This is a genomic window from Stenotrophomonas sp. SY1, assembly GCF_021202945.1.
Lineage (GTDB): Bacteria > Pseudomonadota > Gammaproteobacteria > Xanthomonadales > Xanthomonadaceae > Stenotrophomonas.
On sequence record NZ_JAJOYR010000001.1, the window covers coordinates 1739475 to 1756923 of the forward strand.

General features: G+C 61.2%; 12 protein-coding genes. 5 read left to right on the forward strand and 7 right to left on the reverse strand.

Annotated features, from left to right (window positions below):
* Nucleotides 1–3: 3 nt before the first annotated feature.
* Together LR961_RS07205 and LR961_RS07210 are read right to left on the reverse strand one after the other, a co-directional pair.
* Complete coding sequence (locus tag LR961_RS07205) at nt 4–2130, reverse strand: prolyl oligopeptidase family serine peptidase (protein ID WP_232147726.1); 2127 nt, start codon at nt 2128–2130, stop codon at nt 4–6.
* 23 nt (nt 2131–2153) lie between these two features.
* Nucleotides 2154–5207, reverse strand: coding sequence for a TonB-dependent receptor (locus tag LR961_RS07210; RefSeq protein ID WP_232147727.1), 3054 nt, complete (start codon nt 5205–5207; stop codon nt 2154–2156).
* Between the two features lie 192 nt (nt 5208–5399).
* Between LR961_RS07210 and LR961_RS07215 the strand changes: the two genes are divergently transcribed.
* The 3 genes from LR961_RS07215 (at nt 5400) to dcd (ending at nt 8848) form a co-directional block, all read left to right on the forward strand.
* Nucleotides 5400–7007, forward strand: coding sequence for a sulfotransferase (locus LR961_RS07215; RefSeq protein WP_232147728.1), 1608 nt, complete (start codon nt 5400–5402; stop codon nt 7005–7007).
* Between the two features lie 262 nt (nt 7008–7269).
* A complete protein-coding gene (gene apbC / locus LR961_RS07220; protein WP_232149259.1) occupies nt 7270–8112 on the forward strand; it encodes an iron-sulfur cluster carrier protein ApbC in 843 nt (280 codons plus the stop codon).
* Nucleotides 8113–8275: 163 nt separating this feature from the next.
* Nucleotides 8276–8848 (forward strand): dCTP deaminase, encoded by a 573-nt coding sequence (gene dcd, locus LR961_RS07225; RefSeq protein ID WP_232147729.1) that lies wholly within the window; start codon nt 8276–8278, stop codon nt 8846–8848.
* A 127-nt stretch (nt 8849–8975) separates the two neighbouring features.
* On the opposite strand, the gene LR961_RS07230 is transcribed toward dcd, so the two are convergent.
* The 4 genes from LR961_RS07230 to LR961_RS07245 form a co-directional block, all read right to left on the reverse strand.
* Complete coding sequence (locus LR961_RS07230; protein ID WP_232147730.1) at nt 8976–11897, reverse strand: TonB-dependent receptor; 2922 nt, start codon at nt 11895–11897, stop codon at nt 8976–8978.
* 558 nt (nt 11898–12455) lie between these two features.
* Nucleotides 12456–12623 (reverse strand): DUF5668 domain-containing protein, encoded by a 168-nt coding sequence (locus LR961_RS07235; RefSeq protein WP_089153126.1) that lies wholly within the window; start codon nt 12621–12623, stop codon nt 12456–12458.
* Between the two features lie 30 nt (nt 12624–12653).
* On the reverse strand, nt 12654–13076 hold the full coding sequence (locus LR961_RS07240) for an HIT family protein (protein WP_232147731.1): 423 nt from the start codon (nt 13074–13076) through the stop codon (nt 12654–12656).
* Complete coding sequence (locus tag LR961_RS07245) at nt 13073–13732, reverse strand: dienelactone hydrolase family protein (protein ID WP_232147732.1); 660 nt, start codon at nt 13730–13732, stop codon at nt 13073–13075. Before LR961_RS07245 ends, LR961_RS07240 begins: the two co-directional genes overlap by 4 nt.
* A 391-nt stretch (nt 13733–14123) precedes the next feature.
* On the opposite strand from LR961_RS07245, the gene rimO reads away from it, so the two are divergent.
* The gene (gene rimO / locus LR961_RS07250; protein ID WP_232147733.1) at nt 14124–15485 is read left to right on the forward strand and encodes a 30S ribosomal protein S12 methylthiotransferase RimO; all 1362 of its coding nucleotides are present in this window, start codon (nt 14124–14126) and stop codon (nt 15483–15485) included.
* Entirely contained in the window at nt 15482–16315 is an 834-nt protein-coding gene (locus tag LR961_RS07255; RefSeq protein WP_232147734.1) for a DUF3025 domain-containing protein, read from the forward strand. Before rimO ends, LR961_RS07255 begins: the two co-directional genes overlap by 4 nt.
* Nucleotides 16316–16367: 52 nt before the next feature.
* Here the strand turns inward: LR961_RS07255 and LR961_RS07260 are convergent, their stop codons facing one another.
* Nucleotides 16368–17393: a DegV family protein gene (locus LR961_RS07260; protein ID WP_232147735.1), complete on the reverse strand. Its 1026-nt coding sequence runs from the start codon at nt 17391–17393 to the stop codon at nt 16368–16370.
* Nucleotides 17394–17449 lie beyond the last annotated feature (56 nt).

Genomic DNA, 17449 nt, shown 5'->3' on the forward strand with positions numbered 1-17449 from the left:
GAATCAGAGCCCTGTGCCACCGCATCCGCTGGCGAGGTAAGTGTCGATGATGCGCAGCTGATTGGCCATGATCTCGCGGGTCCATGCCGGTCCGTGTGCATAGTCGGCGATGGGGTGGTACTCGACCGGTTGGCCGGAGCCCTTGGCTTTCGAGACAAACCACTCGGACTGCTCGATGGGAACCGTTTGGTCGCGATCACCGTGATAGATCATCAGCGGAATTTTTATCTTGTCCGCATGGTCAAGCGGGTTGAGGCCATCGACGGTCGGAGCCTGTGCCTGACGGAAGAACGGGTTGGTGTAGAAACGTGACCAGATCTTCTTGATGTCGGAAACACCGGCGCCAGCAATGGCGCATTTGTACATGCCTTCAGGTCTCACGGCAGCAGCGAATGCCGAATAGCCACCGTATGAGAAGCCGAACATGGCGATATGGCCAGGCTTGGCTATGTTCTGTTCGATCAGCCATTTTGCGCCGTCGTCCTTGTCATCCTGCATTCTCTGGCCCCATTGGGCGTCCCCTGCCATCCACAACCTGCGTCCCCAGCCTTCGGAGCCACGGAACTGCGGGCGTAGTACCGCCATGCAACGCGAAGCCATCAATGGCACCCACATGGATCCGTCAAAACCGATGCCGTCACGTGCCCATGGGCCGCCGTGAGGATGCACTACCGTGTTCCAAGGGCCAGCACCACACATCTCGGTGTTGGGGGTGGTCAGAAATGCGGGAATATCGAGCCCATCGCGGGCCTTGTAGTAGATCAGTCGCGTGTTTCCAAGTGTGCGCGGGTCAATCTCTGGGTAACTTTTGGCCAGCAGCGAAAGGGAGCCGTTGCGGAACAGATAATGCTCGGGTGGCGTCGCAGAACCGTCCACCGTCAGAAGCACAGTGGACATGTCCGGGGTATAGCCGGTCACGGTGTATTGGCGTTGTTCCGGATACTCCACGGTGGAAGTCTGGCCCGTGGCTGGATCAGTCAGTTTGACCTTGTCGTTGGAGATATGAAGTGCCTGCCGCAGGCCAGCATCCAGGGCTCGCATCTTCGGGTCAGTCCATTCGATATCGTCTTCGCGAGGGCCCTCGTAGCCAAGGCCAAGGATCTTTCCGAAATCCTCACCAGCGCTGCGATATGGATTGACGATCACTCGGTTGGCGTTGAAGAAGTTGTGCTGGAACAGAATCTCCTTCTTCGCCCGGGCTGCGATGTCGTACTCGTAGATCGCCGACTTGTCCTGCCCTTCGTTGCTCTGAATGAACGCAATATTGGGATCCGTGCTCAGGGCAATGATCTGTGTCTGATCGCGATTCTTCACATAGGAGCGGAAGTGTTCTTCCCACTTGTTTGTCTGCGGGTTCTTGAACTCCGCGGAAACATACGCTCCGCCACCGTCCAGGTCCTGCTTCAGGCGCGCGCGCAGGTTGCCGTCGAAATCGGTGATGTAGCCAGCGACCCGTTCTTCCGACATCTGGATACGCTCAGCTTTGAAGCTGCGCAGATCGACTCGGTAAACGTCGCCAGCGTTGGCGCCAACGTTATTGACGACGAGGATGTGATTAGGGTCATTCGGCAGCCGGTCCAGCACGCTGGGGCTGCTACGTGACTGAAGAAGTTCCTGATCACGGCTGGTGGCGCGTGGCTGCGGTAGCGGCTCGTTCCAGCTCTTTCCCTCCAGGTCCGTGATCATCAGCTTGTTGATGAATGTCTTGTAGATCCGGTCCGTGCGAAGATCGTAGGGTTGCCAGAAAGAGACCGCCAGCCGGTCATTCTTGACGAACGATACCCCGCTTATCTTCATGCGCTCAGCCCCGATGAGCGTTGGGGCCTGGTTCATGGCATCGGTCTGCCAGACCGCGATCACGCGCTCTTCGCCATTGGCGCGCAGTGCGGCAATGTGTTTGCCATCAGGAGACAGGCTGAAGCTCGAATACTGGGGAAAGGCTGCCAGTTGTTCGATTGAAGGGCGCGTCGGCTGGCTGGCAATGACGGGGCTTGAGGATAGCAATGCCGCCATTGCCAGCAGGTGGATTCGGGTTTTTCCCATTTGCACAATCCGTACTTGGGGCTCGAAGGCCATTGTTTGTGGTGTTGATAAAAAGCCGCCGCTCGGGAGAGCGGCGGCTTTCTTCAACTCATGCCACTTGGATCAGGGCATCAGAACTTCTTGCCGATGTTGAAGAAGAACGAGCGACCAAGATAGTCGTAGCCACTATAGAGCGGAGCATTGCCGATAGTGTTCACGCCCGCGCCGGTGGAAATGACCGGCGGATCCTTGTCAGCGAGGTTGCGGATACCAATGGTCGCAGCCCAGTCATCCCCGCTGTAACGCAACGACAGACTGGAAATGAAGTAGTCGTCGATGAGCATCTGGTACTCGGGGCGATAGTCCTTGTTGTCGTACTTTTCATAGTACTCGTAGCCGTTGATCGAGCCGATCCAGTCCAGCCCGTAGCGGACTTCCCAGTTCTGGATCTCGTAGGTCAGATCCAGCTGGCCGGTGTAATCCGGCACGTTGATGGCGCCGTTGGAGTCCTTGTACGGGTCGTTCGGGAACGTGCGGCCGGACTGTTCCAGATAATGGGTGACTGCGGCATTGGCACGGAGCTCGCCAGGGCCGAGGTTGCGCGTGTAGCGCAGGTTGAAGTCCCAACCACGCACCTTGTCCGAGGCGACGTTGACATAACCACTGGTCACGGTGAGGGCATTGTTGGCATCGCGCTTGACCAAGCCGCAATAGCCGGTGCCGGCAGCAAATTCAGCCTGCGACTGGTCGTAGCAGAGGTCAAGAACCTGCGCGCCGCTCAGCCTGGCAACACCGTTGTCAACCTGGATGTCGAAGTAGTCGGCAGCAAAAGACAGGTTGCCGAACCATTCCGGGAACTCCGGTTGCAGCACAACGCCCACGGTCGTCGCTTTGGATGTTTCTGCGGTCAGGCCTGTTTCGGCACCCCCCTTGGTGATGGAGGTGATGCTGGCGGTCTGGTCAAAGTTGTTCGGCAGTCCCAAGCTCTGACAGTTCAGATACTCGTTGCTGGTCTTGTCCGTTGCCGATGCCCAATCGTTGCAGGGATCGTTGCTTTGGTTGAGGAAACCGCTGGTGGCGCCAAGGAACTGTTCGAACAACGCCGGGGCGCGGAACGACGTGCCACGGGAGGCGCGTACCGACAGCCAGCTAACCGGTGTGTACAGCAGGCCAGCCTTCCAGGTTTGGTCGCTGCCATAGGAGTCGTACTTGGTATAGCGGCCGGACAGGTTCACGGTAAGCTCCTGTGCGCCCGGCAAGCCGCTCAACAGAGGGGCTTCCAGTTCGACAAACGCTTCCTGCACATTGTCCTTGCCGCGGGTGGGCGTCGACGACGTGAAGCCATACAGATTGCTGTTGATCGAGTTGATGTCCGGGGTATCGTCGATCTCGGAACGGCGATATTCCAGGCCGAATGCCGCGGAAACAGTGCCACCCATGGGCATATCGAACAACGGACCATTGACGCTGACGTTGGCCGTGGATTCGGTGTACAGGGTGTTGCCGTGCGTGGTCTGCATGATGTAGTCGCGATATGCAGAAGGCAGATTGCCGGCGATCACGTCAGCGGTGAGCATTGGTGCGGCGACGCAGCCATCAGAAGTGTCACGGCAGACAAACCCACCGCGTCCGTCGGAGACGACATCCAAGCTCTTTGCGATACGGTTGGTCAGGCGGTTCTGAGTGTAGTAATCAGCATCGGAGCGGCCATAGCTCAGGTAACCATCGTACTTCCAGCTCGTCCCGAGGTCGCCACGCAAGCCGGCAGTGGTACGGGTGAAGTCCACGTTCTGCCAGTTGTCATACAGGCCCCAGCCCACGAAGGCACGGGCAGACACATTCTTGCCGTTGGTCGAGCCGTCGGCCGGCGCAAGCAGCCATGCAGGCAGCCACGCAAGATCGCCCAGCAGCGGGCTGCCGACGTTGTAATCAAGCGAGTGCTGGAGGTAGCCCGATTGGCGGGATTCGCGGCGCGTTGCCAGTACTTCGAAGTAGGCTTCGGCGTTGCCAAGCGCATTCAAGTCAAAGCTGCCCTGCAGGAAGCCAGTGACGTTGGTGGTCGGCGAGATCAGTGCCTCCTGCTTCATCCTCGGGTCAAACGTGGTGCGGCCGTTGGCGTCGACACCCTCAAAGCCCGGCAGGTCGCCGTCCGTGATCGCTCCATTGGGACGCCAACGATTGAAGTAGTCAAAGCCGGGCGGCAGCTGATCGAGCACGCTGGGGTCGACGGTGCCGTAGTAGCCCAGGCTCCCCAGTCCCGGACGACCGAGAAGATAAGCAGTACCCAGCGTATTGATGGTGACACCACCGGCGTCCAGGCCCCAGCACTTCGGTTCGCCGGTCGTCGGATCGATATAGTCCTGAGCGCCATAGCGGCCGGTCGCAGGGTCGCGGCCGTACAGCGGTACCGGGCAGTCGCTTGCCCAGCCACGCTCACCGATCTGGAGTTCCTGGCGGCGATAGACTTCGAACGAACCGGACACACGCCAACGATCACCGCTGGTGCCGAACAACCCCGACCAACGGGTTTCTTCGCCACCACCGTGCTGTGTTGCATTGTGCTGGAACTCGATTTCGGCGCCGTCAACCTTGTTCTTGGTGATGATGTTCACCACGCCGGCAACAGCGTCGGAGCCGTAGATCGACGAAGCGCCGTCCTTAAGAATTTCCACATGGTCGATCATGATGTTCGGCAGGACATTCAAGTCCACCGAACCAACGGCACCGCGAGAGCCGGATGGCGACATGCGCCGCCCATTGATCATGATCAGGGTGCGAGTGGGGCCGAGGCCGCGGAGGCCGAGCGTATTGGCACCCGGGCCACCATCAGTCACAAAACCGCCAAAGGCGTTGTTGATCTGCCCTGCACCAGCGGTGACAGAGTTGCTCTGCAGTACGCCGGCAGTCGAGTTGAAGCCGGCGAGGGTGGTTTCTTCGCGGTTGATCACCTGTACCGGGGAGACGGCGTTGTAGGTGTCCTTGGAGATGCGCGAGCCGGTGACGGTTACTTGGCTCAGCGTGGTCGTGTTCGAGGATGCGGTGGCTTCCTCCTGAGTCTTCTCGTCCTGACTCACGGTGGCGCTTTGCGCGTAAACAACGCCGCCCGGGAAGATCAGGGCGGTTGCAAGTGCTAGTGACAGTTTGCTTTTGTTCAGGTTGGTTGCGCGGTTGTTGCTGGAAGCCATCGAAATCCCCTTTCGAATCAATCGGTTGTATTTTGTTTCGGTTGACAACTTTGCTGACTTTGGCGAATCCTAACACTGAATTGTCAGTGAATGCCATGGATTTTTAACAATCTTCTGTTAAGCGTGCAGAAGGGTTTGATCCATCCAAAGGATGCTTGGAAGACGGGCAGTGGCCCGTCTAGACTCCAGCCAATGAACGCTTTCCTGAATGAGTCGAGAGTTGGAACCGCCGTGCCGCCACTGCCGCAGGCAATCGCCTTCGGCAATGAGCTGCTTCGTCAAGGGCGTTTGGGTGAGGCCGTCGATTTGGGAGAGGCTCTTGCTGCCAAGTACCCCGATCAGCCCAGGGCATTTGCATTTGCAGCGGAGGCCTGTCGCGTCAGTGGCAAACTGGATGCCGCGCTCTTGTGGATCGACAAGGCCATTGCGTTCGGGGGAGATCCGCAGCACCAGATAAAGAAGGCGTGGCTACTCTCCCGTTTGCTTCGTCGTAACGAAATCCCCGTGTTGGCAGCTGAGATTGATGCCCAGTCGCCTAACAATGGCTTGGTGCAATGGCAGCTCGGAAAGCTGCTGTATCACCACAATTTACTGGGGGAAGCGATATCGCATTACGAGCGGGCGCTGTCGGTTGGTGGCGAGGACGCGGGATGGCGTTATGACTTGGCTATCGCACGCTTCTACAGCGGCGATTCCGAGCGGGCAGAGCATGATCTTGACAAGGTGTTGGAGGCCACGCCGCAGGCGGGTTCCGTTATCTATCTGCGCTCGACATTGCGCCGCCAGTCACCCGATAGAAACCACGTTGCCGACCTTGAGCAGCGCTTGAAAGGGGAGTTCCGTTCGCTCGAGGAGGAGGCGGGGGCGCACTACGCATTGGCCAAGGAGTTGGAAGATCTGGGAGACCATGAGCGATCGTTCGATGCCTTGATCGAAGGTGCCAGAAAGAAGCGCGCCGCGATTCAATACGACGTTTCTTCTTTCGTGAGGACGTTGCAGGATGTCTGTGGTTCCCAAGATGCCGAAGCTATGGCGGCGCCGGTCCAGAGTGACGAGGGAGAGGGGGCCATCTTCATTGTGGGCATGCCGCGCAGCGGAACCACGTTGACCGAGCGGATATTGCTGCAATCCGGGAAGGTCCGGGATGCCGGGGAGTTGATGGATTTCGGATATCACCTGACGGGTGCCGTGCAACGGGTCCAGGCGCTTGACCCGAGCCTGTCAGTGGCGCAAGCCACAATGAAGGTGGATTTCGCGGCGCTTGGCCGTGAGTACATGAAAGGGGCCCGACAGATGGCCGAAGGCAGCCCGTTGTTCATCGATAAGCTGCCTGCCAACTACATGTACTGCGGGTTGATACATAAAGCCTTGCCAAGGGCTCGGATTATCCATTTGGTGCGTGATCCGCTGGACAGCTGTTATGCGGTTTTCAAGACGCTGTTCTTCAAGGCATATGATTTTTCCTACGATCTGGAAGAGTTGGGTGACTATTTCGTTGCTTATCGGCAAATGATGCGGCATTGGCACAAAGTGGTGCCCGGGGGAATCCTCGATGTTCATTATGAAGATTTGGTTTCCGATACCGAGTCGCAAGCACGGCGAATCTACGAATGGTGCAATTTGGAATGGGTTGCCGAAGCGCTGGCTGTGCCGAGCAAAGGGGCGGTTTTTGCCACCGCCAGTGCGGCTCAGGTGCGTGAACCTGTACATAGTCGATCCGTGAACAGTTCTCGTAGGCATGTGGAAAAACTGGGTCCTCTGATAAAAAAGTTGACGGCTGCAGGTATTCTTCAGCTCTGATCTTCTCGGCTGCCGAGTGGGGCCGAAGTGCGGCTCGGTGCTGCGGATCCGCTTGGCGAGCTTTGGTGGACTGGTTGTTGGGCACGATTGAACAGCGCGACTCGTCCGGCATCCGTCAGGCGCCAGGGGGCCAGCGGCTGTAGGTTGCTTCCCCGGTGTGGATTGGTGGGTTGAACAAGGCCGGTGCCGAACCGGTCTTTCGGGTTGGCGCTATAGTTCGCTCCCTGATTGGAGATGTAAGAGGGTGCAAGTGGGCGGGTCGATTGCGTTGGGTACAACCCACAAGGTGCAGAAGGGGCTGTCTCCCCATTCACGTATCCGCAACGTCATTGCGGTGGGGTCGGGCAAGGGCGGGGTGGGCAAGTCCACAACCGCGGTGAACCTTGCGCTGGCCTTGCAGCGACTGGGTGCGCGGGTCGGGGTGCTGGATGCCGACATATATGGCCCGAGCGTGCCGGCGATGCTGGGTTTGAGCGGACGCCCGGAGAGTCCCGACAACAAGACGATCGAGCCGTTGCGTGCATTTGGCGTTGATGCCATGTCCATTGGCTTCCTGATCGATGCCGATTCGCCGATGATCTGGCGTGGGCCGATGGCAACCTCGGCATTGACGCAGTTGTTCAACGACACGTTGTGGGACGACCTGGACTTCCTGCTGATCGACCTGCCGCCGGGCACCGGCGACATCCAGCTGACGCTATCGCAGAAGATCCCGGTGGCCGGTGCGGTGATCGTCACCACGCCGCAGGAGATCGCCACGCTGGATGCGCGCAAGGCCTTGAAGATGTTCGAGAAGGTCGAGGTTCCGGTGCTCGGCATCGTCGAGAACATGGCCGTGCACACCTGCTCCAACTGTGGCCACGCCGAGCACCTGTTCGGTGAAGGCGGCGGCCAGCGCATGGCCGAGCAATACGGCGTGCCGCTGCTGGGCTCCTTGCCGCTGGACATCAGCATCCGCGAGCAGGGCGACGCGGGTACGCCGATCGTGGCGTCCGCCCCGGATTCCGCAGCGGCGCAGGCTTACCTGGCGGCTGCGCAGCGGATGGTCGAGGAACTGTCCAAGCGCCCGCGCGCGGGCATCCCCATCATCTCGTCGCTGATCTGAAGCCGCCTCCCGGCGGTGAACGTGAAGGCCCCGGCATTGCCGGGGCCTCCTATATGTATGTCTCGGGCGAGTCCCAGGCTACGGCTGGGTGCCGGCTCTGGGCTAGAATCGGCCACCCGACCGCCGCAGCCAGCTGCGCCGCCCACGTAATCAGGAACATTGAATGAGCATCAAGAGCGACCGTTGGATTCGCCGCATGTCCGAACAGCACGGCATGATCGAGCCGTACGAAGCCGGGCAGGTCAAGCAGGTGGATGGCCAGCGCATCGTCAGTTACGGCACGTCCAGCTATGGCTACGACGTGCGTTGCTCGCGTGAGTTCAAGGTGTTCACCAACATCAACTCCACCATCGTCGATCCCAAGCACTTCGACCCGAAGAGCTTCGTCGATATCGTGGCCGATGAGTGCATCATCCCGCCGAACTCCTTCGCGCTGGCCCGCACCGTGGAATACTTCCGCATTCCGCGCGACACGCTGGTGGTGTGCCTGGGCAAGAGCACGTACGCGCGCTGCGGCATCATCGTCAACGTCACGCCGCTGGAGCCGGAATGGGAAGGCCACGTGACGCTGGAGTTCTCCAACACCACGCCGCTGCCGGCGCGTATCTACGCCAACGAAGGCGTGGCACAGATGCTGTTCTTCCAGGCCGACAAGGATGACGTCTGCGAGACCTCCTACAAGGATCGCGGCGGCAAGTACCAGGGCCAGACCGGCGTGACCTTGCCGCGCACCTGATCAATCCGGTTTGGTTGCAGCAGAAAAGGCACGGGTTCCCCGTGCCTTTTTGCTTCATTTCTGCGGATCAGCCTGTGCGAGCTGTCGTCACGATCCTGCGTTGCATGCCACAGGTTGGGCGTGGCAGTCAGCGCTTGTAGGTGATGCCCAGGTACATGTATCGACCGATGTTGTCGTACAGGGCTGACCCCGTATCGCTGCCGAAGTAGTTCAGCGGTGGATCCTTGTCGAAGGCGTTATCAATGCCGATATAGGTGCCAAGCCTTCCACCGGGGAACGTATAGCCCAGTTTGAAGTTGTGGTACGTGTATGAGCCGTTGCGGATGGGGCTGGCCTGGCCGGGATTGCTGTTGTAACTCTGGGGGGCGACGCGCAGGTTGCCGTCTACGTAATTCATGTCCCATGAAACAAGCCAGTCATTGCGTGTGTACTTGCTGCCCAGGTTTGCGCGCCAGCGTGGATTGGTCACGTAGGTGACGTATTCCTTGTACTCGCTGGGAAAGTCCTGGAACTGCCACTCCCGGGATTGGATCAAGCGGCTGCCGATCAGGCGTAGGCCGGCGTCTCCTCCTGCCATCTGGAAGCGATAGTCCATCTCCAGGTCAACACCGATCCGTTGCGATCGGGCGAGGTTTTCATTGAGCGCGCGCCAGTGGCTGATCGAGTGCGCCGGATAGCTGCGACCGCCATCATCGGTGATTCCACCGGCAGGAGCGCGATCGATGAAGCCGCAGAATGCATTTGCGATTCCACCGGGCGAGTCTACGCAACGGGTGGCGTTGGTCTGGCCGCTGACAGTGCCGATGGCATCGGTGAGGTTGATCCGCCAATAGTCGATCGACATGCCGAAGCCTGGAATGAACTCCGGCTGCCAGACCAGCCCATAGGTGAGGCTGCGTGCGCGCTCCTGCTTCAGATCCGGATTGCCGCCGCTTACACCCGGGCGACTGGCGCTGTAGGTATCGATCCATCCCACCGGGATGCCCAGTGCGGTGCAGTTGGCCTGGCGCAGGGCAACATCTTCTGCGGTATCGGGCCGGTTCGAGTTGGTGGGAAGGTAATCGCAGGGGTCGTTGATGAAGGCGAAGTTCTCGCTTTGCAGTTTGTAGAGCTCGCCGATGCTTGGGGCCCGAACCGCTTGCGACAAAGTGCCGCGCGCACGCAGTGCGCGGGTGATCGTCCAGTCCAGGCCGGCTTTCCAGGTGGTCGTCTTGCCGATGCTGCTGTAGTCGGACCATCGTCCCGCTGCGTCCAGTGTCAGTAGCGTTATGCCCGGAAGGTCGGCCAACAGCGGGAGCGTGGTCTCCAGGAACATTTCGCGGACGTCGTATTTGCCTTTGCTGTCCGGAATCGCATTGAGGAAGGTCAGGCCCTGCGCGGCGAGTGGGTCGGTGATCTCGCGGCTCTTCTCACGGCGGTACTCGACACCCGTGGCGATGCCGACATCACCGGCAGGCATGGAGAACAGTGCGCCGTTGCTCAGCGAAGCACTGAATACGGACTGCTGCAGTCGTGAGAAGTTGAACGAGTCGACGTTGAACCAGTTCCGGGCCTGTTGATTGACGGCGCCATGCCCAAACACGCTGAACGGTATGCAGCCCTCACGTGCAAAGGCGGAATACACGTAATTGCGGTTGTTGGGATTGGTGGCGTTGGGGTCAAGCGTGGTGCGGCAGGTGATCTGTCCGGTGGCCGGGTCCACGACCGCGTCCAGCCCTGCCTGCCAGCGTTCATTGATGCGGTTGTTGAGGTTCCAGCGCTTGACCTCGTTCTGGCCCCAGTTTCCGTGAATGTCGTAGCTCCAGTCCTCACCGAAATGGCCTTCGATGCCGACGACCGCACGCTGGGTGGTGCGGTCGACATGCTCACCGCGTTGACCTGCATCGACATTGAAGCGGCTGAGCGATAGCTGTGAGGTGTTGTTGGCAGCCATCAAGGAGACGAGTTCGGGGCTGATGAAAGCGTTGTCCTTGAGGATGCGCAGGCTCTGGTCGAAGGCAGGTTGGGAGCGGAAGTTACTGATGCTCCGGCTGTACTTGCCTTCAAAGTACAGGCGATGGTTCTCGGTGAGGTCGAAATTCAGGAGGGCGTTGACACTCTTTCGGGTGAACTCCGGTTGCAGGTCCGCTACCGAATTGAGGTCAACGAAGTCGCAATCCACGCAACCGGTATTGCTGATGACGGTGCCGTCATAGCGCTGTGATCGGAATGAGCCGTCCGGGTTGAACTGGTAGCGGTTGCCCCAGCTTGCCGGATCGCGGAAGTCAAAGCGCCCGAGGTTGAAGGTTCCGCCGGGTGAAATTGAATGATTGCCCCCCGGTCCGCTGATCACGGTTTGGGGGTTGTTCGGGCTTGGGGGCTTGTTCGGATCGTAATTAGGATTGGGCACCGAAACCAGGAACTCCCGGCCGATTGCACGGTTGCTGCGTATGGTCCGGTCCTGCTTGCTGTACTCCAGCGCGAGGGCCACGTTGCCCCGGTCATCGGCGAAGTTCTTGCCCATGGACGCGCTGGCGAAGTTACGTTTGAAGTTGCCTTCGCTGGCAAGACCGGTCTGGGCGCGGGTCTCCATGCCTTCGTAGTTGCTCTTCAGAATGTAGTTGACGACCCCCGCCACTGCATCAGCGCCGTAAACGGCTGAGGCGCCGCCGCTGATGATCTCGATTCGTTCGATCCATTCCACCGGAATGGTGTTGACGTCCACGGATGTTGATCCGGAAATGGCTCCGACATGACGACGCCCGTTTATCAGAACCAGTGTGCGTGAGGAACCCATGCCGCGAAGGTCGAGCAGGCCCAGACCAGCGGTGCCGATGCTGCGCGTGGAGTTGCCCAGCGTATAGCTGGGAGTGAGGCCCGGCAGGCGGACCATCAGGTCGCCGATGTTGGTGGCTCCGGTGGCCCGGATCTCCTCTGCGGTAAAGGCGCTGACGGGCGAGGGCGTGACGAAGCCAGTGCGCGCGATACGGGAACCGGTGACAGTTACCTTGTCCAGATCAGTGACGGCCGCTTCGCCACCGCTGGCGTGCGCCGGGGCGGCGGCGGTCATGGCGAGGGCGGCGGCCAGGGCGAAGCTCAGTGGATGGTGGGCAGGGCATGGACGAGTGCTCATCTGTTTCTCTTCTCAAGTAGCCAGGCCCGCCGGGCTGAATCGGCGTGTGCGGGCGGGCGCTGGCTGAAATCTGGAACTCCAGGGCGAACCTTGGAGTGGCCTGAGGCGCCGATTTCCGAGAATTAGTGCACTCTGAATGCGCTGTCCCTATAGGGGTTTGCGCTGGCAAGTCACTGATAAATAGTGAAATCCATATTCCATTAAAAGCTACAGGGATGTGCCCTCGCGGTTGGCGTTTATCTCCTGATCGCTGGCAGTTGGCCGCACTCTGGGGCCGGATCAGTCATGCCGACTTGGTTCGGGTGGGTTGGAGTGGGGTGATACCCGACATTCATTCCGATCGCACGCCCTACGGTTTGGCAGGAAAGCTCCTACGTGGGATCGGGTGCTCGATGTTGCAGAGTTGTTGCAGAAAATGGCAGCCAGGCGGTTGCCAAATGCGGGGCAAAAAAAAGCGCGGAATTCCGCGCTTTTTTCGTTTCCGGCTGCCGGGGCTTACTTGCCGCGCCCAAACAGCATGCCGATGCCCACGGCGACCAGGATGGCCGGCCACCAGGTGGCCAGCATCGAGCCGATGTTGCCGTTGATCCAGCCCAGGTTCTTGGCCAGGAAAAACAGGCCGACGATGATCAGGATCAGGGCGGCGATCAGATTGGAACGCATCGGCAGGAATGTCCGTTGGAGGTAAGGCGCTTATCGTAGCCGCTGGCGCCAGATTTCGACACGCTGCGCCAGCACGTCGGCATCGAAGCGCTGCGCCTTACCGCTGCCCCACACCGGGCCGGGCCAGGCCGGGTCGGCTTCATGGCGTCCGATCAGGTGGACGTGCAGCTGGCGCACGATGTTGCCCAGTGCACCGATGTTGATCTTGGTGACGTTGGGCTTCTGCTTCAGGTGCTGGGAGATCTGGTTGATCTCGGCCAGCAGCAGGCGCTGTTGGCCACCATCCAGGTCGATCCATTCGCTTGCACCCGGCACGCGCGGCACCAGCACGACCCAGGGGAAGCGGTCATCGTTCATCAGGCGGATCTGGGACAACGGTCCGTCAGCGATCAGCACGCTGTCGGCGGCAAGGCGGGTATCAAGTTCGAAATCGGACGTCACGGCTTCGGTCATCGCAGGTTCTCACTGAAGAAGGCCAAGGTGCGTTCGCGTGCCAGTTCGGCGCTGGGAGCGTGGTAGTGCGAACCGACCTCGCGGTTGAAGGCGTGGTCGGCCGGGTACACATATACCGGCATTGTGGGTTGCTTTTCACGATGCGCTGCAACGGCGGTGGCCGGGATGGACGGATCCTGGTCGCCAAAGTGGAAGATCGCCGGGGCTTTGAAGGGGTTGTCCAGGAACGGCACATTGCGGGCGCCGTAGTAGCTGGCCGAGGGCAGGCCCAACCTTTGCGCAGCCAGCAGGGCGATCGTGCCGCCCCAGCAATAGCCGACGGTGCCGACCTTGCCGTACTGCGAGAGCTGCTCCGCAGCCGCTTCGACCACGGCTACGGCGCGGTCCACGCCCAGTTCGGTCACCAGCGCCTTGCCCTGGGCAACGCCGTCAGCGTCGTAGTCCAGTTCCAGGCCGGGTTGCAGCAGGTCGAAGAAGTCGGGGGCCAGTACCGCGTAGCCTTCGGCTGCGTACTGCTCGGCGACATGGCGGATGTGGGCGTTGGCGCCGAAGATCTCCTGGATGACGACCAGACCGGCGCGCGGCGTGCCTTCAGGCAGGGCCTGCCAGGCGCGGACCGGGCCGAATGCAGTGGGAAGGGTGATCCATTGGGGCATGGGAGGTTCCAGTTGCGGTGGAGGGAGAGGGCTTGGCCCGCTTCTCCCGCTGGTGGGAGAAGGTGCCCGGAAGGGGGGGAGGGGCTTGGGGCATCTGCTTCTGCGTTGGTTCTGCCCGATGGGTCTGCTTGCTGGAAGCTTTCCCTCACCCCAACCCCCGCTCCGCGCCCCGGCCCTTGCGCTGGCGCAAGGGCGCTCAACGGGCTGCGAACCAATGGTTCGCAAGCAAGCCCGCATTGCCCCGTGAACGGGAGAGGGGCTTCCGGGTCGATCATTGTCTTGTGGTGGGCGCATTAAGCCAGTTGCAGGGCATGGCGGCGGGTGCCCGGTATAATCGCCGGCTTTCCGGCCCTGTGGTCATTCCGGCCCCGGCCCTCAGAATTCCGTGAACATGTCCCAGCTGAACCCCAAAGTCGGCTTCGTCAGCCTTGGCTGCCCGAAGGCTCTTGTCGATTCCGAGCGCATCCTCACCCAGTTGCGGGTGGAGGGCTACGACATCGTGCCGTCCTATGACTCGGCCGACGTGGTGGTGGTCAACACCTGTGGCTTCATCGATTCGGCCGTGGCCGAGTCGCTGGATGCCATCGGCGAGGCGATGAACGAGAACGGCAAGGTCATCGTCACCGGCTGCCTGGGCAAGAAGGGGGACATGATCCGCGAGCATTACCCGGACGTGCTGTCGGTGTCCGGCCCGCAGGACTACACCAGCGTGATGGATGCGGTGCACGCTGCGCTGCCGCCCAAGCACAATCCGTTCGTGGACTTGGTGCCGGACTACGGCATCAAGCTGACCCCGCGCCATTACGCCTACCTGAAGATTTCCGAAGGCTGCAACCACCGTTGCAGCTTCTGCATCATTCCCTCGATGCGTGGCGATCTGGTGTCGCGCCCGGTCGAGGAAGTGCTGCGCGAAGCCGAGCGGCTGGTGAAGGGCGGCGTGCGCGAGCTGCTGGTGGTTTCGCAGGACACCTCGGCCTACGGCGTGGACCGCAAGTACGCGCCGGGCACCTGGCGCGGCAAGGAATACGCCACCCGCATGAAGGCGCTGTGCGAAGGCCTGTCGGAGCTGGATGCCTGGACCCGCCTGCACTACGTCTACCCGTACCCGCACGTGGACGACGTGGTGCCGCTGATGGCCGAAGGCAAGATCCTTCCGTACCTGGACATCCCGTTCCAGCACGCCAGCCCGCGCATCCTCAAGCTGATGAAGCGTCCGGGCGCGGTCGACAAGACCCTGGAGCGCGTGCTGCGCTGGCGCGAGATCAGCCCGGATATCACCGTGCGTTCCACCTTTATCGTCGGCTTCCCGGGCGAGACCGATGCCGAGTTCGAGCAGTTGCTGGACTTCCTCGATACCGCCCAGCTCGACCGCGTGGGTGCGTTCGCCTACTCGCCGGTGGACGGCGCCACTGCCAACGACCTGCCGGACCCGGTGCCGGAAGAAGTGAAGCAGGAGCGTCTGGCGCGCTTCATGGAAAAGCAGGCCGCCATTTCCGCCGCCAAGCTGGAAGCCAAGATCGGCAGCGTGCAGCAATGCCTGGTCGACGTGATCGAAGACGGCATCGCGGTGGCCCGTTCCAAGGCCGATGCGCCGGAAATCGACGGTCTGGTGCATATCCAGAACGCCGAGGAAGCCAAGCTGCGCGTCGGTGATTTCGTCAACGTCGAGATCACCGAAAGCGACGATCACGATCTGTTCGGCGATGCCATCATCGAAACCGCCGACAAGCCGTTCGACCTCAAGGTGCTGTGACCGGGCCGGCATCTGCATCTGGCGCCGGCACGCTCCGGCGCCGCTTCATCGCCCCGCAGCGCGGGGACGTGGCGCCAGCGTGTTTTCAACATCCGCTGTTCGCCGGCTTCAATGCGTACAAGGAATGGATGACGGCGCCGGACTGGCCCGGCATCGATGTGCTCAATGCGGGCATGTCCGTTCCTGATCGTTGCTTCGTTGCACAGGATGCGCTGTTGCTGGATGACGGCCTGCATTACGAGCAACGCATCCGGCAGGGCCGCATCGCCACGCGCCTGCACAACTGGCACGACCTGTTCAACGCGATGATCTGGGCACGCCATCCCGGCATCAAGTTGGCGCTCAACGCACAGCAATGCCGGCATATCGAGCAGATGGGGCCGGTTGAGCGCAACCGCGCCCAGCAGGCGCTTACCCAGTTCGATGAAACCGGCATCATTGTGCGGGTGCGTGACACGTCATTGCTCAGTGCCTGGGATCAGCACGACTGGGCGACGCTGTTCCATACCCATGCCGCGCACTGGCGCGACGGTGATATCGCCGTTGCCGCGGTGATCGGTCATGCGTTGATGGAGCAGATGCTGGTGCCCGGGCGGCTGCTGGTCGGGAAATGCTTGGTGGTGCAGGGCGAGGACGATGCGGTCTGCATCGCGCGCGTGGCCGAGGCGATCCGCGCCGGCGACGTCCTGGCTGCGCCGACTGAGCTGCGGCCACTGCCGCTGGCCGGCATTCCCGGTTGGCATCAGCGGCAGGATCTGGGCTTCTATGCGCAGGCCGACTACTTCCGGCCGCTGCGCGAAGGGCGCAGCTATCGTCCGGCAATGGCTTGAGGTGGGTTTCTCGCGGCGCTGATGCCGCGAGCCTGCAAGCTACGCGCGGTGCTCAGAACGCGGTGTCGTTGGTTTCGGCGGCGAAGGCCAGGGTCAGTCCGCCCGGGCCGATGTTCATCATCCCGGTGATGCTCATCGGCAGGATGTGCAGGCTGACGTTTTCCTGTTCGCAGGCCGTGCGCAGCTGGTCCAGGGCAGGTGAGCCATGCAGATCCTGCAGCGGCCCTGCATAGGACACGATCACATGCGGGGCATGCAGGCCGGCGCGCACCCGGGTGGCGGCAAAGGCGAACAGGCGTGTCCAGGCGTCATCGCGCCCGCGGCATTTTGCGACCGGGTGGGTGTCACCCTGGCGGCCCAATACGATGGGTTTGATGTCCAGCGCGCCGCCCAACAGCACGCTGACCAAGCTGATGCTGCGATCGCCGCGCACCCGTGACCGGGCACGCGCGTAACCCAGGTTGTCGGGCACGTAATAAGTGTGGGTGGCGTCGATGATGCGCTGCAGTTCGCCGCGGATGTCCTTGGCCGGCACCTGCGCGCGCAGCAGGTCCTGCAGCACCATGGCCGGGATGCCGGAACCGGCGAACATGTTGCGGGTATCGATGACCCGGAACTGGAACGGACGGGCGATGCCGTTTTCCTGGCGCGCCCCGCGGATGGCGCTGGTCGCCAATAGGCTGCCCTGGCTGGCGGCCTCGAAGATCGGGCTGCGGCTGGCGGTAATGGTCAGGCAGTAGACCGAGTCATAGTCCAGCGCGAAGTGTTCCAGGAAGAAGCTGCTCATCTGCGCCGCATCCAGCGGCAGTGATTGCCCGGTGGCACCTTCGCCGTTGGCGTTCTCGCGCAGGTAGCGGGCGGTGGCGGTGGCGTCATGCTGGTCGATGTAGGTGGTGGTGCCGATCCGGATCGGAATCGGAATCACCGCTACATCCGCGCTGGCGAGAAAGGTGGGCGCCACATCACAGGAGGCATCGATCACGATGCCGGTACGTGCCGGGCGACGCGGGTTGCTGCTGAGCTCACCGCTTGCTGCGGTTCTTTCCGGGTCAAGCACCTGCATCTGGAGTCCTTTCACGATGGGCATCCGGAAAGAAAAAACATGCAGCACTGTCACCGGTCAAATACGCGGTG